Annotated in this window: 14 protein-coding genes; 1 reads left to right on the top strand and 13 read right to left on the bottom strand. The window is 38.1% G+C overall.

Annotation, left to right across the window (positions count from 1 at the left end; translation table 11 throughout):
- Positions 1-91: 91 nt before the first annotated feature.
- Positions 92-7,174, top strand: coding sequence for an Ig-like domain-containing protein (locus AB4J89_RS14840; RefSeq protein WP_368469750.1), 7,083 nt, complete (start codon positions 92-94; stop codon positions 7,172-7,174).
- A 126-nt stretch (positions 7,175-7,300) separates the two neighbouring features.
- Here AB4J89_RS14840 and AB4J89_RS14835 read toward each other — a convergent pair whose 3' ends face one another.
- The 13 genes from AB4J89_RS14835 to fkpB all read right to left on the bottom strand — a co-directional run bounded on the left by AB4J89_RS14835 (position 7,301) and on the right by fkpB (position 25,072).
- Entirely contained in the window at positions 7,301-8,524 is a 1,224-nt protein-coding gene (locus AB4J89_RS14835; protein ID WP_368469748.1) for a RhtX/FptX family siderophore transporter, read from the bottom strand.
- A 12-nt stretch (positions 8,525-8,536) separates the two neighbouring features.
- Positions 8,537-9,943 carry a PepSY-associated TM helix domain-containing protein gene (locus AB4J89_RS14830; RefSeq protein WP_368469746.1) on the bottom strand — a complete coding sequence of 469 codons (1,407 nt, stop codon included), beginning with the start codon at positions 9,941-9,943 and terminating at the stop codon, positions 8,537-8,539.
- Positions 9,940-10,194 (bottom strand): hypothetical protein, encoded by a 255-nt coding sequence (locus tag AB4J89_RS14825; RefSeq protein WP_088493743.1) that lies wholly within the window; start codon positions 10,192-10,194, stop codon positions 9,940-9,942. The genes AB4J89_RS14830 and AB4J89_RS14825 overlap by 4 nt, the downstream gene beginning before the upstream one ends.
- Positions 10,194-12,386 carry a TonB-dependent siderophore receptor gene (locus AB4J89_RS14820; protein WP_368469744.1) on the bottom strand — a complete coding sequence of 731 codons (2,193 nt, stop codon included), beginning with the start codon at positions 12,384-12,386 and terminating at the stop codon, positions 10,194-10,196. The genes AB4J89_RS14825 and AB4J89_RS14820 overlap by 1 nt, the downstream gene beginning before the upstream one ends.
- Positions 12,387-12,518: 132 nt before the next feature.
- The gene (locus tag AB4J89_RS14815; protein ID WP_368469742.1) at positions 12,519-14,159 is read right to left on the bottom strand and encodes an ATP-binding cassette domain-containing protein; all 1,641 of its coding nucleotides are present in this window, start codon (positions 14,157-14,159) and stop codon (positions 12,519-12,521) included.
- Positions 14,149-15,843 (bottom strand): ABC transporter ATP-binding protein, encoded by a 1,695-nt coding sequence (locus tag AB4J89_RS14810; protein ID WP_368469740.1) that lies wholly within the window; start codon positions 15,841-15,843, stop codon positions 14,149-14,151. The genes AB4J89_RS14815 and AB4J89_RS14810 overlap by 11 nt, the downstream gene beginning before the upstream one ends.
- 213 nt (positions 15,844-16,056) lie before the next feature.
- A complete protein-coding gene (locus AB4J89_RS14805) occupies positions 16,057-16,950 on the bottom strand; it encodes an AraC family transcriptional regulator (protein ID WP_088493747.1) in 894 nt (297 codons plus the stop codon).
- 179 nt (positions 16,951-17,129) lie between these two features.
- Positions 17,130-17,273 carry a Hok/Gef family protein gene (locus AB4J89_RS14800; protein WP_088493748.1) on the bottom strand — a complete coding sequence of 48 codons (144 nt, stop codon included), beginning with the start codon at positions 17,271-17,273 and terminating at the stop codon, positions 17,130-17,132.
- A gap of 504 nt (positions 17,274-17,777) precedes the next feature.
- Positions 17,778-21,005: a carbamoyl-phosphate synthase large subunit gene (carB, locus tag AB4J89_RS14795; RefSeq protein ID WP_368469737.1), complete on the bottom strand. Its 3,228-nt coding sequence runs from the start codon at positions 21,003-21,005 to the stop codon at positions 17,778-17,780.
- 17 nt (positions 21,006-21,022) lie between these two features.
- Positions 21,023-22,186 carry a glutamine-hydrolyzing carbamoyl-phosphate synthase small subunit gene (carA, locus tag AB4J89_RS14790; protein WP_311755463.1) on the bottom strand — a complete coding sequence of 388 codons (1,164 nt, stop codon included), beginning with the start codon at positions 22,184-22,186 and terminating at the stop codon, positions 21,023-21,025.
- 434 nt (positions 22,187-22,620) lie between these two features.
- Positions 22,621-23,442: a 4-hydroxy-tetrahydrodipicolinate reductase gene (dapB, locus tag AB4J89_RS14785; protein ID WP_368469735.1), complete on the bottom strand. Its 822-nt coding sequence runs from the start codon at positions 23,440-23,442 to the stop codon at positions 22,621-22,623.
- A 225-nt stretch (positions 23,443-23,667) separates the two neighbouring features.
- The gene (ispH, locus tag AB4J89_RS14780) at positions 23,668-24,621 is read right to left on the bottom strand and encodes a 4-hydroxy-3-methylbut-2-enyl diphosphate reductase (protein ID WP_088493752.1); all 954 of its coding nucleotides are present in this window, start codon (positions 24,619-24,621) and stop codon (positions 23,668-23,670) included.
- On the bottom strand, positions 24,602-25,072 hold the full coding sequence (gene fkpB, locus AB4J89_RS14775; RefSeq protein ID WP_088493753.1) for an FKBP-type peptidyl-prolyl cis-trans isomerase: 471 nt from the start codon (positions 25,070-25,072) through the stop codon (positions 24,602-24,604). The genes ispH and fkpB overlap by 20 nt, the downstream gene beginning before the upstream one ends.
- Positions 25,073-25,133: the final 61 nt, after the last annotated feature.

The raw sequence follows: 25,133 nt of genomic DNA, 5'->3' as shown, positions 1-25,133 counted from the left end.
TATAAATTAATTAATTCATGCTCACTTTTTGATATCTAGTACACCTATAAATACGAGATTCTCATCATTATTTGTTACGGTGAGTTTAAAAATGACAAAATTTAAAAGTGGACTAACGCCGCAACTTTCTTCTATTACAAAGAAAGTTGCTTGGTTTAATATCTTTATTCAATTAGCATTTCCCATCTCGGCAACGCTCCCTGCCAACGTTTTCGCAAAAGAAAATAGCCAAGAAAAACAAACTATTAATTTAATAGACAAAAGGAGTACATATCAAGTTCAAAAAGATGACACGCCGGAATCCATTGCGAAAAAATTTAATTTAAAATTATTTAAGCTTATTGAAGCTAATCCTGATTATGTTTCTTTAGTCGGTAAATTAAAAATAAAGGAAGGTATTACGCTTAATATACCTAATGAACCTTTGTTGACAAAAAAATGGCTGAATAACAATCAAGATACATCTATTCCAACCACAAACGAGCAAGAGCTTGCACAAATTATTGTTGCTAACTCATCTTTGTTAAATAAAGATACTGATGCAACACAATATGCAATAAGCCAAATATCAAGTAAAGCCAATCAACAAATAGAGCAATGGTTAAATCAGTTTGGTCATGCTCGAGTCTCTCTTTCAACAGATAAAAAATTCACCTTAGAAGAAAGTTCTGCTGATCTTCTTATTCCGCTCTATGATAACAAAAAGAATTTAGTTTTTTCTCAAACCAGTTATCACCGTAAAGATTCTCGCAGTCAATTAAACCAAGGTATTGGTTACCGGCATTTTACTGACAAGTTTATGGTTGGCCTTAATGCTTTTTATGACTACGATTTAAGCCGATATCACAGCCGTTTGGGTGTAGGTGCTGAAGTATGGCGAGACTATTTTAAGTTAAGTGCCAATCACTACCATCGTCTATCTAACTGGCGTACCTCTGATGATGTTATGGATTATAATGAGCGCCCCGCTAATGGTTGGGATATTCGCACAGAAGGCTACCTGCCAGCTTATCCACAATTAGGCGCAAAACTTATTTTTGAACAATATTATGGGAAAGAAGTCGGCTTATTCGGCAAAGATAATCGCCAAGAAAATCCTCATGCTTATACGGCGGGACTTACCTATACACCAGTGCCTTTAGTTACCCTCAGTGCTGAACGTCGCTTTGGTTTAAATGATAATAGTGATAATAAATTTGATGTAAATATCCAATATCGACTTGGAGAATCACTCTCTTCACAACTTAATCCAGATAATATTCGAGCAATGCGTTTAATGTCCGGAAGTCGCTATGATTTTGTGAACAGAAATAACGATATCGTTTTAGAGTATAAAAAGAAAACCTTAGTATTTCTCTCAATTACACCAACAATTAATGGTTACGCAAAAGAAGAAAAAGATTTAGGTGTGCAAGTTCGTTCTAAATATCCTGTTAAACAGATTGAATGGTCTGCGAGTCGCTTAATCGCTAATGGAGGTAAGATCCAACATAATAATAATCTTAGCTACTCAATCATTCTTCCTCGTCATACTTCAGGTTCATCAGAAAAAAATAGCTACACAGTAAGCGCTGTTGCTATTGATGAACAAGGTAATCGTTCTGATCCAGTACAGAGTAAAATCACCGTTGATCAGTCTGCAATTAATATACAAAATAGCCAATTTACGCCGAAAGCAACACAACTGCCTGCTGACAATCATTCTACACAAAGTCTGACCTTATCAATTCTCGATAATGAAAAGCGTCCTGTTGATATCGATATAAAAGAACTTTCATTAGATATTCAATCTGATGATCCAACTGGCAATAGCCGAGTTTCAAGTTTCAGTCGAATTGATGCAGGAAAATATCAAGTCACAATCACCGCAGGAAGTACTCCTGAAATTGTGACATTAACGCCCAAGTTCAGGGACAATACCTTTAATCAGGCTAAAGTGACTTTTGTTGCTGATACACATTCCGCCATTATTGCTAAAGGTGGATTAACTGTAATTAAAAACCACGCACCCGCTGACGGTAAAAGCCAAAATAAAATTCAAGTTATCGTAACAGACATTAATGCTAATAGAATTCCTAACTATCCTGTTTCTTTTACTGCCGATAATGGTGCAACAATTATTGCTCAAGCGAATACAAATGCTGAAGGTAAAATTATTGTTCCAATCACCAATACACATATTGGTAAAAGCATCATTAATGTTAGTGTCAAAAATATTACCTATTCAACTAATGTGGATTTTATTGCCGATATTAACTCAGCCAAAATAAATACTTTCACCATTAATCCAAACATCTCGTTTGCTGATGGTACAGACGAAAAATTAATTGCTCTAAATGTCACTGATAAAAACGACAACCCTGTCCCAAATGCCAAAATTCAATTATCTGCAGATAATCAAGCTCAGCTTAAAAAAACTGAGTTACTGACGGACAGTCAAGGTAATGCATCAACCACCATGACCAGCAAAATATCAGGCACAGTTACTGTAATCGCGCAGGTCAATAATATAGCGACACAGAAAACAACGCAGTTTATTGCCGACCTATCCAACGGTAAAATTATTTCAGTGACACCATCGGCGCCACCTTATATTGCTGATGGCAAAACAACCGTAACATTTACTGCTGTCGTTGAAGATAAAAATAACAACATTTTACCTAATGCAAAAATCATTTGGTCTACTAATCGTGATCAAAATATTGTTTCTATTAATGAATTTTCAACAACAGATAACCAAGGTATTGCTCAAACGACAGTGACTAGTACTCAAGCCTTTGATGTTATTGTCACGGCTAGACTCAGTAATGAATCATTAGATGCACTACCTATTACTTTTATTGCCAATAACCAGCAAGGTTTAATTACTTTAACTACCAATAAAACCGAATTAATTGCAGATAATAAAGAACAAGCAATCCTCACGGCAGTGGTGAAAGATAAATTTGGTAATAAATTACCCAACATCACCGTTGAATGGCAATCTAATGCCTCAACCACTCTCGATAAACAAAAGAGTGTGACTGATAGTCAAGGACAGACAACCAATCAAATTCGAACAAAAAAAGCAGGCGTGACAGAGGTTACTGCCACTCTTTCAAATAAAGAAAAAGCACAAGTTACACTAACCGCTATTGCTGATCCGAATAACGCCAATATTGTCTTAACCACTGTAAATAACAAAACAGAAGCGGTTGCAGACAATAACGATACGATCACTTTAATGGCGCATGTTACAGATGCTGAAAATAATCCATTAATAAAACAATCTGTATTCTGGACTTCAACCCATAATGTGTTGAGTGAGAATATGGTGAAAACCGATGATAATGGTGATGTGCAAGTTGTGATAAAAGGGACAGAAGCACAAACAACAACAGTTACGGCAACACTGGAAAACAACAAAAGTACCACACAAGACCTTCATTTTATTCCGGGTCAAGTTAATGCATCACAAAGTACATTTTCGATTGATCCCCAATCTATCGTGGCAAATGGTAGTTCCTCCGCAACAGGGACAATCACGCTAAAAGATAAATTCGGTAACCTAGTTCCGAAGCAAGATAAATTTATTGCTCTCTCTGGTGATAACAGCACCATTAAATTTAGTGTACTTAAAGAAATCGATACAGGGATTTATCAAACAACCATCAATGGTAAACAAGAAGGTATTAGTTTTATTCGTGCTCAATATACTAATGCAGGTAATACCTTTAACTTAACTCAACCTCTTGGTTTTATTGCTGATAAGCAAAATGCCATTATCAATGCGGTTAATGTTATCCCTCCTTTTGATGTCATAGCAAATGGCACAGATCAAGTCATCATTCGTGCAAAAATCATTGATCTACAAGGCAATCCAAGCATGGAAGGTATTGCAGTGGGTTGGTTAACCTCACTAGGTAAACTTTCGTTACCTATCAGCAAAACAGATAAAAATGGGATTGCAGAAATTACCTTAAGTAGTACACAAGCGGGTGCAGCAAAAGTTACAGCGATGCTTGGTAGACAACAATCTCTTGATGCTGACCATTTGATTAACTTTAACACTGATGTGGTTTCTGCCGATAAGTCTCAGTTATCACTTATCCCTAACACTATTATTTCTGAAACAGGTCGCTCTCAAATTACTTTAACGCTAAAAGATAAATACGATAATTTATTAACAGGGTTAAAGGATAAAATCAGCGTTAACTATAGTGCTGATTTAACCACAACCACAACAGCATTTAATGAAATCTCAACTGGGGTTTATCAAGCACAAGTTAGTGCGTTGAAAGCAGGTCAAACAACAATCAGTACCAAAATAGATTCAGTGACACTTACACAAACTGCACTATTAACGGTTCTACCTAATAACCAGACAGCCAAAGTCGATAAGTTTGTGATCAGTGATACACAACCTCATGCAGGCGACACCATCACTTATCACGCTTATATTAGCGATAAGAATGATAATCCTGTTAACAGTGGTGTTAGTGTGACATGGACGACAGACAAAGATAGCTTACTTGCTAAACCACTCACATTCACAGACAGCAAAGGTATTGCTGAAGTTGAACTAACACGTAATCCTGCGGGTCTTGCTAAAGTTAATGCAGTATTAATTTCAGGTAGTTATCCTGCTCCCGATGTCAAATTTGTGGCTGATAATGTTGATGAAAATAGTTCAGAAATCAACTTAATACCTACAACAATCATCGCCAATGGCACAGATAAAGCATTACTCACTTTAACGATTAAAGATAAAGGCGGTAACATTCTGCCAGATCAGCAAGTTGAAGGGATCTCTAATAACCCAAGCATTCAGTTTAGTCCTGCTCAACAGGTCACTCAGGGCTATTATGAAATTGAAGTAACAGGTACTAAATCAGGTACGGCACAATTAAGTGTTAAAGTTAATGGCGTTGATTTCAAAAAACAAAAAACCTTACAACTGCGTGCAGATGAAACAACATGGCAAATAAAATCTGTTGGTGTCGATAGAACAAGCATGATTGCTGGTGATAAAGGCGTTAATTATCAAGCAACTATTGTTGATGCTAATGACAACATATTGCCTAACGTTATCGTATCATGGAAGTTACAAGGTTTAGCGGATGACTATGACTTTAGTACTTATACAGATATTAATGGTATCGCAAGAACCAAGGTCACCAGTACAGTTGCCGGCATATTGAAAATGAGTGCTTATATTGATTTAAATAATCATAAGCCGATTCAAGATGTCACTGTAAATCCTACTGATATTGATGCAAACAAATCAACTTTTAGTAGTAATCGCCAATCAATCGGTGGTGATGATAAAGATAGTGCCCTACTCACCGTGAATTTAATGGATAAATACAGTAATACTATTGATGGTAAAACTGTTTCAATTAAAACCACCAGTGGCACACCTAATTTTAGTGATAACCCACTGAGCTCATTAGGAAATGGTAAATATCAAACCGACCTTACTTCAAATGTTAAAATAGATATTATTGTAACGGCTGAGGCAGAAGGAATAACTATTGCGAAACCATTAACCATTAAAGTGACTATCCCGAAACCTGATATTATTTTTGACAAACAAATCCAGCAAGAAACCTATGCTTCAGCACCTATCAACGCACTAGGTTATACAGGGTTGCCTAATAATATTAACGTGATGTGGTCCAGTTCTGATCCTACTATTGCCTCTATTGATACAATTAGCGGTAGTATTTCGATGAAAAAAGCGGGTACAACTATTATCACACTACAAACATCAGGTAATGATCAATATCAACCTGCTCAAAGTAGTTATCCTCTAGTGATTGAAAAAGCGGATATTGGGCTAACAGCAAAAGATCCTCAATTAAATTCCGTTTGGAATGATAATATTTCACAACAAGTGGCGCTTTTATATAGCAATAAAGATGCCTCAAACAATCCGCCTCCTAACCAATTCGTCAATTACAACCAAGCTATAATGACAATAGATGATCAAGGTAAAGTTACACCTATAAAGCCAGGTGATACAACCATTACCGTATTATCTCAAGCAACGGAGCAATTTAAGTCATCAAGTACATCTATTCAGTATCATCTAGATAAAGGAACGTTAAATTATCAATTTAAACAAAAAGATATCACTCTTTTAATTAATGCTGTTGATAAAGGTGATATAAAAGCACAAGAAGCAACACCTTCAATTCCTTCTGAAGCTAATGCTTTTTGGAGCAGTAGTGATCCTAGGATCGCCAATATCACACCTGAAGGCATGATAACCTCTTTAGGTGTAGAAAATGGTATGACCAAAGGTTCAGCCACCTTAACGTTACAAGTGAAAAATAATATTTATTTTCATGATTACAGCCAGAGCTATAATGTTACGGTTAACAATATACCGACAATTAAGATTACCAACATAACATTTAAGTCAGCGGATAAACTACAGTCACAAAGTGATCTCAATCATTTAGTTTGGGCTCCTTTCTATACTAGCGATAATCAAGTTAATATTGACTGGACGGCCAAAGAACAACCTTTTGCTGTCGACTTTATTTTCCTAACAAAAACAGGGACTCAATTAGCCAAACATTCTGTGTTGCGATATAAAGGTGATAGTATTCAACCATTTGCAATGACAATTCCTTCATTAAGCCAATCACTCATTTCAGAGGGGATCATCTTCAAAGTTGTTGTTTTTGATGATTCTAACACCCCTTATGAGACAGAATATAAGGTCAATATTAAACCTATTAGTGCACAAGAAATAAGCTCTCATATTCAAGTTTCTGATATTCCTGCTTATTTTTATACTAGTACAGGGGCTGCAACTACGGGTTGCCAAAATATGAGCACAGACACAACCCACTTAATCATTGTTCCTCACATTACCTTTAATGGGAGAGTAAAAGAGTTGATCTATCCAATTGAAGTCAAAGCATCAATGGATAATATTCAATTTATCTCAACAGGAAATTGGGCAGGAACATTAAATCAAGACTTTAGTTATCCAGGCTCACATACATTTGATAAGAATTCAGATTCAATCATTCAATTTAAAGAAACATCATCAAATTATGCCGTTGATAAAGAATGTCATTTAGCTGATGTTGGTACATCAAATTTAAAAATTGAACTTAATCTTCTGGGAACTAAAAGCTATATCAATCACTCAGTTCGTTGGAATGGTGGTCGACCATAGTTATTTATATTTATTAACAAATTAAAGTAATAATTTTAAGGCTGAGTGTAATATTTTTATACTCAGCCTTTTTATTTCAAATTTAAAAAATTAACCATTCACTGGATTTATCTTCCTAGCACTTGATTAAATTAGCTTACATTTTTCTTGATATCTTACGTTTACCAACGTAACCAATAAGGCAAAGAGTGCAATCGATGCTGCCAGTCCAAAGCCTCCGTTATATCCAATAACAGCAGTTAAACTGACTAACATCATTGCACACGCCATCTCACCAATATCACGCATACTTTGTACCGCAGTCATATCTGTACCCGCTTGATTATCTGTTGAGGCAAATCGCATACCGGCGGTCATAATCGCCACAGAAGTGATCCCTGATGATAAAGAGCCTAAAACAATACATACAGCAACTATCGGAAGGCTAATCACTCCCGTTGATTGTGAGAGCCATAATAATGAGGAACCTAAAGCACACAATAATCCTGCGGAAAAAGCACGCCAAACACCAATTTTGTTAATTAACCAAGCACCACCACCACAGCCAAAGAACAGCGTTACCATACCGCCCATCATGCCCATTTTCCCGATCTCTGCTAAAGCCCAGCCACTGTCAGTTAAAAATAATTTAGCCAAACCAAAACCCGAAACTGCGGTGACTGCTGAAAGCAATGTGAGTGTTAATAATCTTACCGCACCTTTTCTTCGCACTGTTTTTAATAAGCTTGCATTAGGGTTAACACTATTTTCCCCTGCCTCATATTTGGCTTTTTGTTGAAAGAACATAATTGATATCAAACTAATACCGGGGATCGACGCAAAGAATAACAATGTATTTTGCTGCCCTAATGTATCGCTTAGCATCATCATTCCTGCTCCCCCTAAGAAAAAACCGCCCATCACGCCTGCAATTTGAATCGCATTAATTTTAGATAATAGTGTGCCACTCGCATGTTCAGCCGCCATTCCATCCGTCGCGATATCTTGTGTTGCACTCGCTAATGAAGCGATAGCTAATAAAGCCACGCCCCATTTAGCCATCTCAACTGAAATACCTATCAATGCTAAAAGCAATAAACAAAACGTCACAATGATCTGCATGGGAATAATCCAGCTGCGGCGACGACCTAAAGATTTAAACCAATAATTATCAACCACAGGTGCCCATAAAAATTTTAATACCCACGGTAATCCGACAAGTGGAATAAATGCAATTGCACTTAAAGCTGAGCCTTCTTGGCGTAATAATGTAGGCAATGCGTCCATTGCAATTCCCATCGGAATACCTTGTGCTAAATAAAGTAATCCTAACGTAATGACCAATTGACGATGTTTTAATAATTCTTGCATAACGAACTCCAATTACGCTCTTTTCAGTAGAAAAAGACCCATCAAAAAATAGAAAACAGCACTGATCAACAAGGCACAACTTACCCACCACAAAGCAGCATGAGTTATAAATAAGTGACTAAAGACACTGATAAATAAAACCACGCTACTTATGGTTAAAATAAGAAAAGTAAGTTTGATCACTTGCGGATAAGAAAAATAAAAAAGAAGCGTTATCAACCAAACACCAAAAAAAGGCAGTATCGGTGATAACGCGGAGAAAATAGCGATAGGAATTAAACATGTACTGGCAAAAATTAAGCCAGAACAACCTCCTAACACTAAACGGGAACTGATATTAATGGGCTTTTTTAATACCCAAATCACTAATCCACTAAAGGTCAATACACAGGCCATCATTCCCATTAGGCAATGAAGTACCGATAAACTAAAGTTTGCTGAACCTGTCCATAAATATTGCCCATAATGCAAAGGTTGAACAGCAATAAAAGCACGCGTCCAAAATTGCTGAGATACAGAATTCTTTTCCGCAATCCAATGATTATCTAAGCCAGAAAAAAAGAACTGCTCAAAATTAGCGGTGCTGGGTAAATATAAATGAATACCACTCACCGTAATTTGCTGCTCAGCATCACCTTTATTTTTCCAATTAATAGCTTCAGGAATAAAGTCTGGTTTCTCTTGTGAAAGTTGAATTAATAATGAGCTAGGAGAAGATGCAGTAACCGTAGATGAAACGGGTGTTGATTGTCCCATTAATTTCATCATGACTTGTACTGGTGCTTCTGGCTCCACATATTTTGCGAGCATTAATGTACCGAATGCCCCTAATCCTGATAATGCCCCCGTTAATGCAAACATTACGAGCCACGGATAACTCCATAATCCAATAACATTATGCAAATCAAAGAAAAACAGCCTACGCCCTTGATTAAAACGGAGTCGAAATAATTGATAGATTTTACGGTGATGAATAACAATGCCAGTTATTAGTAATAGCGCAAAAACAAAACCAAATAAGCTAATAAATAATCGTCCAGAAAACCCCATAAATAGATTTTTATGTAAATTAACAATAGGAGAGATAACTTCTCTTACTGTAATTTCTTCACCCGTTTGTGCATTTAATTGCAGTGAACAATCCCCTATTCTTTGGCAGAAAGTAATAATAGGATGATCAATCGATGCTAATTTCACACTATTAAAACCGTTTTCACCTAAGAGGTATTCGCCTTTTACTAATAACTGATCTAACGGCAATAATTCTTTATTTAATGGCTTAAATTGAACCCATAGATTTAAATTTTCATGTGCTAATGACCATGTGCCTGTAAATAAAATAATAAATAATAGAATGCCAAATAAGGTGCCTGTTTGGCGATGAAGCTGTGAGAACTGGCGCTTTAATATCGCTTTCATAAAGTAAACTCCAACAATATTAAAGGTAAAGGCCACCAGCTCCATGCTCGCCAAAATACCTGTTTCCCATTCACTGAAAGCAAACTAAAACAGAGCAATCCACATAAACAAACAACAGGTAAAAAGACGGCTGCATACAGACGATTAAGAGGATCAGTGCTGGGATAAAAGGTTGTTATCAGTAATGACAGCGTAATACTCCCTATTACGCTGCCTAAAACAGCACAACTGATCAGCAGTGCCTTTTGCATTAAAAATCAGCCTTGATATTCAACATAACGTTACGAGGTTCACCATAACGGTTATTCCATTGAGGGGAGAATAGGCTTGAGTAGTAACGTTTATCAAAAACATTATTAATATTTAATGCCGCAGACCAGTTTTCATTAATTTGGTAACCTAAACGTGTATTAAAGATCGTATAGCCGCCTTGGCGTAACGTAATTTCTCCGTTAGTTTTGCTATATTCACTTTGTGCTTGAATACCGCCGCCCACGCTCCATTTACGTGCATCCCAAGGCAATTGATAATTTGTCCACGCTCTGACCATATGACGAGGCACTAATGAGTTAAAACTATTGCCTTTGTTAAGGGTGTCTTCTTTATATTCCGTGTCAGTGTAGGTATAACCGACAGAAAGATCCCAAAATGGCGATAAATACCCCATTCCTTCAATATCAAAGCCTTGGCTAACAACTTTGCCACCACTAATAAGATAGGTATTAAAACCACCACCAGGATGTGCAGGATCTTCTTGTGGATTATTTTTCATATCAATACGGAAAACCGCGGCGGAGACGTTAAGTCCACCGTTCATCAACGCGCCTTTGAATCCCGTTTCAACAGTTTGTCCTTCTACTGGTTTTAACATTTCACCACTCCAAGTTTTCCCTGTTTGTGGTTGATAAACCGTAGAATAACTGCTGTACCATGACCATTGAGGTGCAAAGTCCCAAATCAAACCACCATAAGGCGTGATTTTTCCATTTTCAGTAAACTTAGCTTGCGGTTTTGTCACTTCCCACCAACTTGCCCTTGCGCCTGCAACCAACGTAACAGGCTCAATAAGCTTGATCCGGCTCATTCCATAAACGCCAGTTTGTTCCGTTTTTGTCGCACCTTGAGAGGAATAGCCCGTTACTTGTGGTTTTGGCACACTATGAGGGTCCCAACGATAAATATTCACAGGAACATTGAGAGGATCTTTAAATTGCCCTGTATGCTGTTCCTCGCTAGCTTTCGAGTAACTCATCCCTACTATCACATCATGCTGCAATCCCCAGCCACTGAGTTTTCCTGTGACATTGGTATCGAGACTTGTTTGATAGTTATGGAACTTGTAAGCGCCGCCCATCAGCATGGCTCCATCACCCGTTTCAGGATCAATATTTCCCCATGCTCCTGCATACAGCAAACGCGCTTTAGCATATTGATAATCAGCATTTATTTTAAACAGCCAATCATCATTAATTTGATGTTCAATTCCAGTAAATAGACGTGTGGTATCCCATTTGAATTTATCCCAATCAGCATCTAAATAGGTTTTACGAGAAAGATGTAAATCGCTCCCATCTTTCCCCATTGGCACACCTGCCATATTGGTGATGGAATCGATTGTTTGATATTGAATACCTGTGCGTAATAGCGTGTTAGGTGTTAAATCAGCATCAACAGTTGCATAAATTAAGCGTGTTTTTTGATCTGAAATATCGTAGAAGAAATCTTTATCTTCCCATGCCATTACAACTCGACCACGGACACTACCGTCTTGATTTAAACGCCCACCCACATCGACTTCACCGCGATAACGGTTCCAACTTCCAGCCGTAAATGTTGCTTTTAATTGATCGTCTAAAGGCGCATGTTTACGTACCATATTGACGGTTGCCGCAGGATTCCCCATTCCATGCATTAATCCGTTAGAGCCTTTTAAGATCTCAACACGTTCATAAACAGCCATATCTTGCGGCGAACTTGCCATATTTCCCATTAAAGCAGGAACACCATCAAGCTCAAAAGAATTGATTTGAAAGCCACGAGCGTAATAAGCTGTTGTTAATAAAACAAAAGGTGCGCTAGTAACCCCATTAGCGCGAGTCATTACTTCATCAAGGGTATTTAAGTTTTGAGTTTCTATTTGCTCTCTGTCTATCACAGAGACTGTTTGAGGGATCTCTCTGGGCTTAAGCGCCATTTTACTTAATGTACTAACGCCGGGAGCAAGGTTATCGCGGTGTTGTGCTACGCTTTCCGTCACCACTAAAATATCGGCTTCTTTATTATTTTCTGTTGCTGTATTTGCGATAGCAGAAAGTGAAAATAAAGCGGTAGAACACAAAATAGCGCATTGTGTTAATGCCAATTTATTTTGTGTACGTTGATTTAATACTGGTGATAATTTCTGTGTTTTATCTAAGTCAGCTAAAGAAGAAATGTAAACCATACCTATCCCAAAATATTCAAATGATAATGGTTATCACTCTATCAATTTTGGGATTAGGGTATTTTAGATTGCCAAATTATCTCTTTCGATTGCCAATCGATATTACGCAACAACTAATGAAGATCGAAAAACTCAATATGATCCACAAAAACGTGAGAACCATGTTGAAGATAACAACAATACATCAGGAGAACCTTCTTCAATGACTTTTCCATCATCAAGCACAATGACATGATCCGCCCGTTTGGCAATATCCGGATCATGGGTGATCACGACTCGAGTGGATGTTAGGTTTTCAAGATAAAGAGCCACTTTTTCACGACTGACTGTATCAAGGCTTGCCGTAGGTTCATCTAAAAATAAGATCTTAGGATCGGCTAATAATGAACGCGCTAAGCATAATCGTTGCTTTTGTCCTCCAGAATAACGGTCACCTTGTTCTCCCACATCTTCATCCAAATCAGTTTGAATCAACGGTAAATTCAATGCATTGAGTAACTGCAAAATATCCTTATCACTGATTGTTGATTGCTCATCTTGTAATAATGACCAGCGTAAAGTGCCTCTAATTAACTGGTTATGCTGAAATACGATTTGTCTTGTTTGCGCTAATACACTCTCAGATAAATCATTAATTTTTTTATCTCCATAAAAAACTTGCCCTTTATCCGCATCAATAAGACGCGCTAAAACACGTAGTAATGTTGTTTTACCTGCACCAGAACTGCCGACAATTGCCGTCATTTTTTTATCGGGGCATAGCGCTGTTATGTTAGAAAGGATCGTCGTACCTAAACTATTATTCACATCCAGTTGTTCGCAACGAATGTCATTGCTTTTAGGCGTATCACTTTGTTTTGGGCTTTGTAATGTAGGAGCATTCAACGCGTTTTTAATTAATGTTAGTGACTGCTTGCTTTGTCTTAATGCTTGATCAATATGAGAAAGCTGAAATAACGGTTCAATAAAGCGAGCAATTAATACGACAACAGCTAACCACTGCGCTAAGGTGAGTTTGTTAGCATCAACATTTATCACACCAAACACGAGAACCGCGATAAAAATAACCTGAATGCAAAGAGAAAAAATTAAATGGTAGGGTAAACTCCGCTGCAATAACTGTACCTGCTGATGATGTTGCGCTAACAGATCTTGCTGTAATTGCTGTGAAAATTGTGTATTGCGTCCACTTTTACGCAATAACGCCTGATGTTGTGCAAAATCAGCCAATGTTTTCGCTGCAACGTTTTCCGCAGTTTGAAGTGTAGCCTCTTGTTTATGCAATCCTTTGGCACTGATCCGCATCACAACAACAAGCAAGAACGCAGAGAGCATAAAAATAAATGCAAAAGTGACGTTATAAAATAAAAGGCCAATAATGACTGTTAATGGTGTGACAACCACACTGATCACAGGAGCCAGTAAATGAGCAGGAATGCTCATTGCACTCATTGCAGCACCTGAACATAGTGTTTGCGCTTGGGGAGGTGACGTTAAACTGCGAGGTAAATGGTGGATCAAGGCTTGAACCAAGATTTTCATCACCGTCGTCCCCGCAAGAAAACCATTTAATATCGCAATGTACTGAAAAACCAATGTAATTAATGTTAATCCCGCTAACATCCATAAATATTGGCTTGGGTCTTGATGCCAATAAATAATAATAGGTAATAACAATAATCCACATAGCCCTTCTAAAATGGCACTAAAAACCATAAAACTAAGGGGAAATTTTAAAGATAAGAGTAATGAAACAAAGGGATTAGTCTTCATTTTGCTCTCCTTGTTTCTGAACAAAATCACGATATCGCTCACTCTCAAGTAGCAAATCATCATGATTTCCCATTGCTACTAACCTCCCATCAGCCATAAATATCACTCTATTCACCTGCTGTGCTAACGCCAAAGAATGTGTCACAACAATTCGTGTCATTGTTTTATTTTTCAATGCATTAAAAATATGTTGTGCATTATCAGGATCAAGCGCTGAAGATGGCTCATCAGCCAATAACAGCGGACTATTGGCAATAAAAGCGCGAGCTATCGCTAAGCGTTGTGCTTCACCGCCAGAAAGTGGCGTTTCATCATTGATGATTGTTGATAAACCTTGAGGTAGAAGCTCAATGACTTCAGCAAAATGCGTTTCATTAATTACAGATTGCAGTTGTTCTTCATTACAATTTGGATTAAATAACAATAGGTTATCTTTAATCGAATAAGGCAATGGTTGACTATTTTGCATTACCACTGTGGTGATTTGGTTTAATGCATGACGTGAATATGCTTGTAAGCGCTTATTCTCAATTAAGATCTCACCTGATGTTGCATCCATAAATCGAGCAATAAGTTGCAATAACGAGCTTTTACCTGCGCCAGAAGGCCCGACGATGGCAATAAACTCTCCTTTTTTAATTTCAAAATTAATATTATTGAGGATCTTTTTATCACCATAAGAGAGACAAACAGAATCTGCCGTTAACGCTACCTGATGAGAAATTCCTTCTACAGATTGCTCACCATATTGCATTTCAGATTGCTGTAATAATTGTTGGGTCCGCTGTGCGGATTGTTTTGCAATACGTAATGCATCGCCACCATGTCCCATTGCCATGACAGGCTCAGCAATACGTCTTAGTAATAAAATAAACAGGAGTAAATCTGCCAAGGGCAGCCTTTGTTCAAAAGTGACCGCTCCTAGTAATAACCACCCTGTAAGTAAAGTTGCACTTAATAATAACTGGGTTAGTGATCCCAATAGTCCAACTCGTTTAACCCAATTTTGAAAATGAAAAACAAAATTAAATAAGGCTTTTTCTGTTTTGCTGATAATGCCTTTATGTGGAAATTGACGTGCAACAAGCGGGTTTTCTGCAAGGAGTTGATAATCTTCAAAGAGTGTTTTCATCGCACTGTCACGCTGTTCACAATAGACTTGATAACGTGAAGATTGGGTTTGTTTAAAACAAAAATAAGCGATGATAAGAGGAATAAGAGCAAAAAGTAGTAAAAAAAGATTAATTGTTGATAACACAATAATGGCAATAACAGGTACAACGATAAATTGCACAATATCAGCAGGCGCATGAGCAATTAATTGATGCAGTGCTTTAATATCGCGCTGAACATATTGGTTGATACCATTTTTTCCTTGGCTAACAAACCAATTTAACGGTAATTTCTGCATTTTTTCTGATAATGCTAATCGTAATTGGTAGGTTAATTTGGCATCCATTAAATGTGTTAAATGAAATGCAATGGTTTGTGATATTAGCCATACAACGCCACCAATAACAGCAATGGTTAACCACAACGTATTACTAGAAGGGAAAGAAAGAAGAAGCTGATAAAGTGCTAACCACGGAACTAAAGAGCTAAAACCTGCAACTACTTGTAGCAACAAGGCACCTATTAATAAAGGGCGATAAGGACGTAATAACGCCCATAATTCATTATGCATAATAATCTCCACAACATATTGTGGCACTATAACGAAAAGGGTATTTACCCTCTAGCGACAAGGCTTTAGATTGCGTGACTATTACTTTCGATTTAGAAGCAAATTGCTTATTTACTAAGCAAGATAGAGAGAAGTGAAATTAATTACCTGTTTAAGGTGTAGTAATTAACATTGAAAGAATATCAATATTACCCATAAACTTAATAAAATCAATTAAGGTGTAAAATGCCCTTTGCGTACATCACCCGGTAATATACCAAAACGTTTGCGAAATGCGACGGAAAAATGAGCTGGCGTATACCCAACATAATAGGCAACACTTGAGATAGATTCCCCTTCATTTAGCAACATATTATATGCGGTTTGTAAGCGATATTCTTGTAGCCAACCATAAACAGAATTACCAAATAATTGACGAAATCCTTGGGTGAGTTTTCGTGTATTTAATCCCACGCGTGCCGCTAATATTTCAAGTTTCGGTGGTGTTTCCATTTCAGCAATTAAGATCTCTTTCGCCTGTTTTAAGCTGTTTTTTTCACGCTGACTTAATGGTCGATTCGCAGGCTCTTGCGCATGACATAAATATTGCAAACTTAATGAAGCAAATTCACACGCTTTGCCAGAGTAATAAAGTGGTTTTAAAGAGTCATGAACTGGGTTTTGAAATAACTGCATGGTTAACGCCAAAAAAGTGTTATCCATAATCAGATGATGCAGCATGAGTGATTGGTTTTGTTGCAGTATAGGGGGCAACAAAATATGTTGTTGCTCAAGCCACTGAGATGATAATTGCAATAATGTGTATCTTAGGGGATCGCCAGATTTAAATTGATTCAATAAAGAATAGCGTTCAACACTATTAGCAATAAAAATACTTGGTGTTGCTATCTCTATTTTCTGCCCATTGACACTTTCACTAATCACACTTCCACTATGAACAGCCACTAAATTAAAGCCGGCTTGATAAGTCTCTTCAATCTGCAGATCTTCCGTGGTTTCTAATACACCTTGGCGCAATAGAATTTGGTCTTGAAAGCGATATTCTTCAACCTGCTGATGCTTAGGTTGATAACCAATGTATGAATAGAATGAAGAGTGTTGAGACATAATAGAAAGATATCAGCAGAGTAAATAATCACCTATGTTGTCAGCTATATTGTCAAACATTCAACGAAATAGCAATCATTATCATTTATGTCGAATAGCCTATTTTAAAGACAGGGTGCTTGTACCACAAATCTAACAACTTGAAGAAAAATTGGGGGGAGAAAACCTCCCCCACCAAACTATTTATTGCACATCAAAATAGCTTGAACTACAGTGCTTCCATCACTAATGTTAAGAGAACATAATCGTTCACCTACAATCATTGTGAAAGAAAGAACGGTCGCACAAATAACAGTAATTCCAAATAAGGTTATTTTAGTCAATTTTATTGACTCCTTTGTGAAAAGGAGACAGAATCAAGTTGTTCAGGTTTGAGTCTGTCCCCGGATTTTATGAGAATAAAATTCGGGGCTTTTCTCTTTCTGGCTCTTGCAAAATGCTTGAACCAAAATGATCCAAGCACCCACCAATATAGTAACAGAAATTTCTCTATCCCCTATACCTTATCAGTGGTAAATTACAAATTTAATCAAATTAAAACAATATGTTAGCCGATTGCGTAAAATGATTTACTATTGACTCAAACGCCAAAAAAAGACAAAATAAATTCGCTAAAACAAAGAAATTAACTTGTTTTATTTTCTTGACTCCTTATTTGAAAAAAAGATCCGCACCCACCTCTTTGTTTTGCAATCGCCCCAAATAAATTTATTTGGGGCTTTCTTTTTTCCGTAAAATTTTCTTTTTTTAAATAGCGATAAAAAAACAAAAAATCCCGAATACAAGTTTCCTCATATTCGGGATCATTATTACGGCAACAAATAAACTTAAGCTTTATTTATCTTTTTATGCATTTCTTGAACTGAAATAACACTCGCCGTCGGATCTGCCGTTAATGATAGTGTTGTTGCAAATCCGCCATTTAACGTCGTGTCATAATGGACTTTATATCTTAATGCACTGCGACGAATAATTTTAGAATCTTCAATGGCTTGACGACCAGATGTGGTATTAACGATATAGTCATATTCACCATTTTTAATTCTATCTTCAATATGCGGCCGCCCTTCATGCACTTTATTGACTAAACGTGGATTTATTCCTGCTTCACCTAATACAATGGCTGTACCATGTGTAGCATCTAATTCAAATCCACTTTTTAGTAATTTTGTCGCCAAATCAACAACACGCTTTTTGTCACCTTCACGCACAGAAAGAAGGGCTCTACCTTTTTTCTTCATAGTAGAACTGCTGCCTAACATCGCTTTAGCAAAGGCTTGTGCAAAGGTTGCACCAACGCCCATCACTTCACCTGTTGAACGCATTTCTGGCCCTAAAATTGGATCAACACCTGCAAACTTATTGAAAGGTAAAACCACTTCTTTTACAGAGTAATAAGGCGGAATAACTTCTTTTGTTACGCCCTGCTCTTCAAGACTTTGACCAATCATGACACGCGCAGCAACTTTGGCTAATGGTACGCCGGTGGCTTTTGACACAAAAGGGACGGTACGAGCAGCACGAGGATTAACTTCAATAAGATAAACATCATCACCTTTCACCGCGAATTGTGCATTCATCAACCCTTTTACACCTAATTCAAAAGCGAGCTCACGGACTTGTTTACGCATCACATCTTGAATTTCTTTGCTTAGGGTGTAAGCAGGTAATGAGCAAGCCGAGTCACCAGAGTGAACACCCGCTTGTTCGATATGCTCCATAATGCCACCAATCACGACTTGTTTACCGTCACAAATCGCATCAATATCGACTTCAATCGCATCATCAAGAAAACGATCTAATAAAACAGGTGCATCATTTGACACACTAACCGCGGTTTGGAAATAACGACGTAAATCAACTTCGTCATAAACAATTTCCATTGCGCGTCCACCAAGGACATAAGAAGGACGAACCACCAGCGGATACCCTATCTGTTGTGCTTTTTCTACCGCTTCTTCTAACGCCGTTACAGTGGCATTTTCAGGCTGTTTTAACCCTAACTTATCAACCGCTTTTTGGAAACGTTCACGATCTTCAGCTTTATCGATAGCATCTGGCGTTGTCCCAATGACTGGCACACCTTCAGCTTCTAGCGCTCTGGCCAATTTTAATGGTGTCTGTCCACCATATTGCACGATCACCCCTTTCGGTTTTTCGATACGTACAATTTCAAGCACATCTTCTAACGTAACAGGTTCAAAATAGAGTCTGTCAGAGGTGTCATAATCCGTTGAAACCGTTTCAGGGTTACAGTTCACCATGATGGTTTCGTAACCGTCTTCACGCAACGCAAGCGCAGCATGAACACAGCAATAATCAAACTCAATTCCTTGCCCTATACGATTTGGTCCACCACCTAAGATCATCACTTTAGGTTTATCTTGATGTGGATTTGCCTCGCACTCTTCTTCATAAGTCGAGTACATATAAGCAGTATCAGTAGCAAATTCTGCCGCACAAGTATCAACACGTTTATAGACAGGATGGAGTTGATATTGCTCACGTAATTGGCGAATGGCGTGCTCTTTTACGTTAAGTATTTTAGCTAAGCGTGCATCTGCAAAGCCTTTACGTTTTAACTGACGCAATAAATCAGCGCTTAACCCTTTGATACCGACTTCACTGACTTTTTCTTCAAGACGAACGATTTCTTCAATTTGAACTAAGAACCAGCGGTCAATATTAGTGAGATTAAAAACACCATCAACGGATAGTCCAGCACGGAAAGCATCCGCGATATACCAAATTCGGTCAGAACCGGCTTCTTTTAGCTCACGGCGAATTTTCGTTAATGCTTCAGGGTCGTCTAAATCAACTTTAGGATCAAAGCCTGTCGCCCCAACTTCAAGGCCTCGTAATGCTTTTTGCAAGGACTCTTGTTGTGTTCTACCAATTGCCATCACCTCACCCACAGATTTCATTTGCGTAGTTAATCTGTCATTTGTTCCCGCAAATTTTTCAAAGTTAAAACGAGGGATTTTTGTCACAACATAATCAATGGATGGTTCAAAAGAGGCTGGCGTTCTCCCGCCAGTGATATCATTCATCAGCTCATCGAGGGTATAACCTACTGCTAATTTTGCAGCGACTTTCGCAATTGGGAAACCTGTTGCTTTAGAGGCAAGCGCGGATGAACGCGAAACACGAGGATTCATTTCGATAACAATCAAGCGCCCTGTTTTAGGATCAACCGCAAACTGAACGTTAGAACCGCCAGTTTCAACACCTATCTCACGTAATACCGCCATCGAGGCATTACGCATGATTTGATATTCTTTGTCGGTAAGGGTTTGTGCTGGTGCGACAGTAATGGAATCTCCCGTATGAATTCCCATTGCATCAAAGTTTTCGATAGAACAGACGATAATGCAGTTGTCGTTTTTATCGCGCACAACTTCCATTTCATACTCTTTCCAACCAATCAGTGATTCATCAATTAACAGTTCATTGGTTGGTGATAAATCTAAACCTCGGGTACAGATTTCTTCAAATTCTTCACGATTATAGGCAATACCGCCACCTGTTCCCCCCATCGTGAATGAAGGACGAATAATACAAGGGAAACCAACTTGTTCAGCAACAGCAAAAGCTTCATCGAGGTTATGTGCAATACCTGAACGAGCAGTATCTAAGCCGATTTTTTTCATCGCTTTATCAAAGCGTTGTCTATCTTCTGCTTTATCAATTGCATCAGCTGTTGCACCAATCATGGTGACACCAAATTCAGCTAAAACACCTTGGCGCTCTAATTCTAAAGCGCAGTTCAGTGCTGTTTGCCCGCCCATTGTTGGTAATACCGCATCAGGGCGCTCTTTTTCAATAATTTTTCTCACAACTTGCCAGTGAATCGGCTCGATGTACGTTGCATCGGCCATTTCAGGATCGGTCATAATGGTTGCAGGATTTGAATTTACCAAAACAACTCGATATCCCTCTTCACGTAGCGCTTTACATGCTTGAGCGCCTGAATAGTCAAATTCACACGCTTGCCCGATAACAATCGGCCCTGCACCTAAAATCAGGATTGTTTTGATATCTGTTCTTTTAGCCATTTTCTTTCGCTCCTGATTTATTTTGTTGTCACTGATTGCAGGTTTTGACGATATTGCGCGATAAGTTCGATAAAGTGATCAAAAAGAGGTGCGGCATCATGTGGTCCCGGGCTAGCTTCTGGGTGACCTTGGAAACTGAATGCTGGTTTGTCTGTGCGATGAATACCTTGTAAAGAACCATCAAACAGAGATTTATGTGTCACTCGTAAATTAGTAGGAAGTGATGTTTCATCAACAGCAAATCCATGATTTTGCGCCGTGATCATCACAGTATTTTTATCTAGATCTTTAACAGGATGATTACCACCGTGGTGACCAAATTTCATTTTGATGGTTTTTGCACCACTGGCTAATGCTAGTAATTGATGCCCTAAGCAAATCCCAAATACTGGAATATCAGTGGTTAAAAAAGTTTGAATGGCGTTAATGGCGTAATCACAGGGCTCTGGGTCCCCAGGGCCATTGGAAAGGAAAATACCATCAGGAGAAAGGGCTAAAACATCTTGAGCTGGCGTTTGTGCTGGTACAACGGTGACTCGACACCCTCTATCCACCAGCATACGTAAAATATTACGTTTCACACCAAAATCATACGCCACAATATGCAGTGGCAATTCAGTCGCTAATTTTGCTGCTGGTAATTCATTTTCTAGCGTCCAACTACCTTGAGTCCATTGGTAAGGCTGCTTGACGGTTACTGTTTTGGCTAAATCCATTCCCTTTAAGCCAGGAAAGGCCTTGGCTTTTTCAAGAGCAAGTTTGGTATCAAGATGTTCACCGACGATGATACAACCGTTTTGTGCGCCTTTTTCTCTCAACAAACGAGTTAACTTACGTGTATCAATGTCCGCAATAGCGACAATATTTTGGCGTTTAAGATAATCAGATAACGTTTCTTGTGCACGATAGTTGCTCATCACTAATGGCAAGTCGCGAATAATTAAGCCTTGAGCATGGATAGTTTCTGATTCTTCGTCTGAACGATTAACGCCGGTATTGCCAATGTGGGGATAAGTGAGAGTAACTATTTGTTGGGAGTAAGAAGGGTCGGTTAGTATTTCTTGATAACCGGTCATTGAAGTATTAAAAACGACTTCACCGATGGCGGCGCCTTCTGCGCCAATCGACTTGCCGTGGAATTCGGTCCCATCTTCTAGAACCAGTATAGCTGATTTAATCAAAACGCCCTCCAGAGAATAATAAATCATATTTTATGCATATTAATTCAGATTTAAGACTCTAAATCAATGCCAAAAACATAAAATTGGGCAAATTTTTGGCAAATTGGGCGCATTCTAAAGATCGAATAGGCAGATGTCTAGAAAAAACACCTTTTTAATTTAAAAAATATCATTCATTAGCAATTTAGTTAACCAAGTGACAATTTATACAATCAATCTTACAAATTTAACCGTTTGCTTACCAAGATAATTTAAAAATAGAAAAAAGAAGAAATAAAATGAGGTTTTTTTGTATTTTTAGAGGCTAACACGAAGAAAAATCAGAGATAATAAATAAAAATAAGATAAATAATTAAATAACATCACAAATAAAGCAAAAAACTCATAAATATAAAAATACTTATGAGTTTTCAATAAATTATATTTTTTATAAATTATAAATCTTCTAATGAAAGCACATCTTTCATATTATAAAGACCTGCTTTTTTATCACTTAGCCAAAGTGATGCCTTAACAGCGCCATTTGCAAATGTCATTCGACTAGAAGCCTTATGACTTATCTCTACTCGCTCACCGATATCAGCAAAAATTGCAGTGTGTTCTCCTACAATATCACCTGCTCGAATAGTCGCGAATCCGATACTTTGAGGATCACGCTCTCCCGTGTGCCCTACTCGCTCATACACTGCGCACTGTTTAAGATCACGACCTAATGCATCTGCTATAGACTCACCCATTGCTAATGCAGTACCGGATGGCGCATCAACTTTATGACGATGGTGAGCTTCTACAATTTCAATATCAGTGTAAGATCCCATCACTTTAGCCGCTTTTTCGAGTAATTTAAGCACTAAGTTAACACCAACACTAAAGTTAGCCGCAAACACAATAGGGATGATTTTCGCTGCATCATCTATGGCTTTTTTGCCTTCATCATCAAAGCCTGTCGTACCAATGATCATGCCTTTTTTCTGCTCTACACAAAATGCAATATGAGAAAGTGTTCCTTCTGGACGCGTAAAATCAATTAATACATCAAATTCATCCGCTTGAGCCAACAAGTTATCAGTGATTGTGATACCGATATGCCCGACACCCGCTAATTCTCCGGCATCAGCGCCAATCAATGAAGAATTAGTACGCTCAAAAGCAGCACCTAAAACGGTTCCTTCTTGTTGAGAAATTGCCTGAATTAATTGGCGTCCCATACGACCACCAGCACCAACGACAGCAAGACGAAGTTCTTTTGCAGACATAACTAAATTTCTCCTTAACGATACTTATTATCTCTATTTATTGTTTACAGATTAGCGATGTCATCCGCTTGATGCCAGCATTTAACGTTCGAGATAAGAAAAACACACAAAACCGTAGTCATTATCAGTAAAAGAGATGAACAGCATGATTATTCATTTAACTTTAGGTATAAAAAAAGCAGAGATTTAAACTCTGCTTTTAAAAATCACGCTTTCTAGATTGTCTTATTCGATAACTTTATAATCTAGACGAAGCTCTTTAGGGACTTCAAAGACAATATTTTCTTCACGCCCTGATAATTCGACAACTTCATCAGCACCAAAGGTTTTTAAACGCTCTAATACCTGTTGAACTAAAATATCTGGAGCTGAAGCCCCAGCGGTAACGCCAACAATATCTGCATTAGCGACCCATGATTCATCAATATCTTCAAAGCTATCGATAAGATAAGAAGGCTTACCTGCACGCTGTGCAAGCTCTGCCAAGCGATTAGAGTTTGATGAGTTCTTAGAACCCACTACAAATACAACATCTGCTTTTTCTGCAAGTTCTCTTGCTGCTTCTTGGCGATTAGTCGTTGCGTAGCAGATATCATCTTTACGAGGCCCAATGATTTTTGGGAAGCGTGCATTTAAAGCATCAATTACTTCAGATGTATCATCAACAGAAAGCGTTGTTTGAGTCATAAAACAAAGATTATCTTCATCTTTTACTTCTAATTTCCAAACATCAGCAGGTGACTCAACTAAATACATTCCCCCTTCAGGGTTATTGTATTGCCCCATTGTGCCTTCAACTTCAGGATGTCCTGCATGACCGATTAAAATCGCTTCTTTGCCTTTACGGCTTGCCCTTGCCACTTCCATATGAACTTTAGTTACTAATGGGCAAGTTGCATCATAAAGCATGGTTAAATTACGTGAACGAGCTTCTTGGCGAATCGCTTGAGAAACACCATGAGCAGAAAAAATTAAAATCGCGTTATCAGGGACTTCTGAAATTTCTTCAATAAAGATAGCGCCACGCTCACGTAAATCGTTAACGACATAGCGGTTATGAACGACTTCGTGACGAACATAAATAGGTGCGCCATAGATTTCCAGAGCGCGGTCAACAATGCTGATAGCTCGGTCAACACCCGCACAAAAGCCTCGTGGGTTAGCCAGCAGTATTTGCATGTGTTGTTTCCTCCTCAGGATTAATGCCAACGACTTCAATATCAAATGTCACTTCTTCTGATGCTAACGGATGATTAAAATCAACCGTCACAGAATCTTCAGTGACATCTCTAACAATGCCCGGCATTTCACTGCCATTCATTGCTGTAAATAACATGATAGTACCTGCTTCAGGCACACCAGACTCTGCAAAGTCAGAAGGCATAAAGTATTGGATCAAGTCAGGATTGTATTTACCAAAAAGATGTTCACCCGCAAGCGTAAAGGTTTTTTTATCTCCCGTTGATAATCCCAATAATTCAGCTTCTAAGGCTGGCGATAAACTTTCATCACCTAAACGAAAAAGGGCGGGTTTACCATGTGCTTGTGTAGATTCAGCAACAGAGCCATCTGCTAACTTTAAAGTGAAATTCAGCAACACTGCGCTGTCATTGAGTACCTGCATAACCATACTAATACCTTCTATTAAGCGTAACCCCCGCCATAAGGCAGGGGTTATTTTAGTTAACTTC

The organism is Proteus sp. STS61-E (assembly GCF_040932335.1).
GTDB classification, from domain to species: Bacteria; Pseudomonadota; Gammaproteobacteria; order Enterobacterales; family Enterobacteriaceae; genus Proteus; species Proteus mirabilis_B.
This window is presented reverse-complemented; position numbering and strand designations above follow the sequence as displayed.

Excerpts from the sequence above, each read along its gene's own strand:
- AB4J89_RS14840 (WP_368469750.1), top strand. The coding sequence starts at position 92 with ATGACAAAATTTAAAAGTGGACTAACGCCGCAACTTTCTTCTATTACA.
- AB4J89_RS14835 (WP_368469748.1), bottom strand. The coding sequence starts at position 8,524 with ATGCAAGAATTATTAAAACATCGTCAATTGGTCATTACGTTAGGATTA.
- AB4J89_RS14830 (WP_368469746.1), bottom strand. The coding sequence starts at position 9,943 with ATGAAAGCGATATTAAAGCGCCAGTTCTCACAGCTTCATCGCCAAACA.
- AB4J89_RS14825 (WP_088493743.1), bottom strand. The coding sequence starts at position 10,194 with ATGCAAAAGGCACTGCTGATCAGTTGTGCTGTTTTAGGCAGCGTAATA.
- AB4J89_RS14820 (WP_368469744.1), bottom strand. The coding sequence starts at position 12,386 with ATGGTTTACATTTCTTCTTTAGCTGACTTAGATAAAACACAGAAATTA.
- AB4J89_RS14815 (WP_368469742.1), bottom strand. The coding sequence starts at position 14,159 with ATGAAGACTAATCCCTTTGTTTCATTACTCTTATCTTTAAAATTTCCC.
- AB4J89_RS14810 (WP_368469740.1), bottom strand. The coding sequence starts at position 15,843 with ATGCATAATGAATTATGGGCGTTATTACGTCCTTATCGCCCTTTATTA.
- AB4J89_RS14805 (WP_088493747.1), bottom strand. The coding sequence starts at position 16,950 with ATGTCTCAACACTCTTCATTCTATTCATACATTGGTTATCAACCTAAG.
- carB (WP_368469737.1), bottom strand. The coding sequence starts at position 21,005 with ATGGCTAAAAGAACAGATATCAAAACAATCCTGATTTTAGGTGCAGGG.
- dapB (WP_368469735.1), bottom strand. The coding sequence starts at position 23,442 with ATGTCTGCAAAAGAACTTCGTCTTGCTGTCGTTGGTGCTGGTGGTCGT.
- ispH (WP_088493752.1), bottom strand. The coding sequence starts at position 24,621 with ATGCAAATACTGCTGGCTAACCCACGAGGCTTTTGTGCGGGTGTTGAC.
- fkpB (WP_088493753.1), bottom strand. The coding sequence starts at position 25,072 with ATGGTTATGCAGGTACTCAATGACAGCGCAGTGTTGCTGAATTTCACT.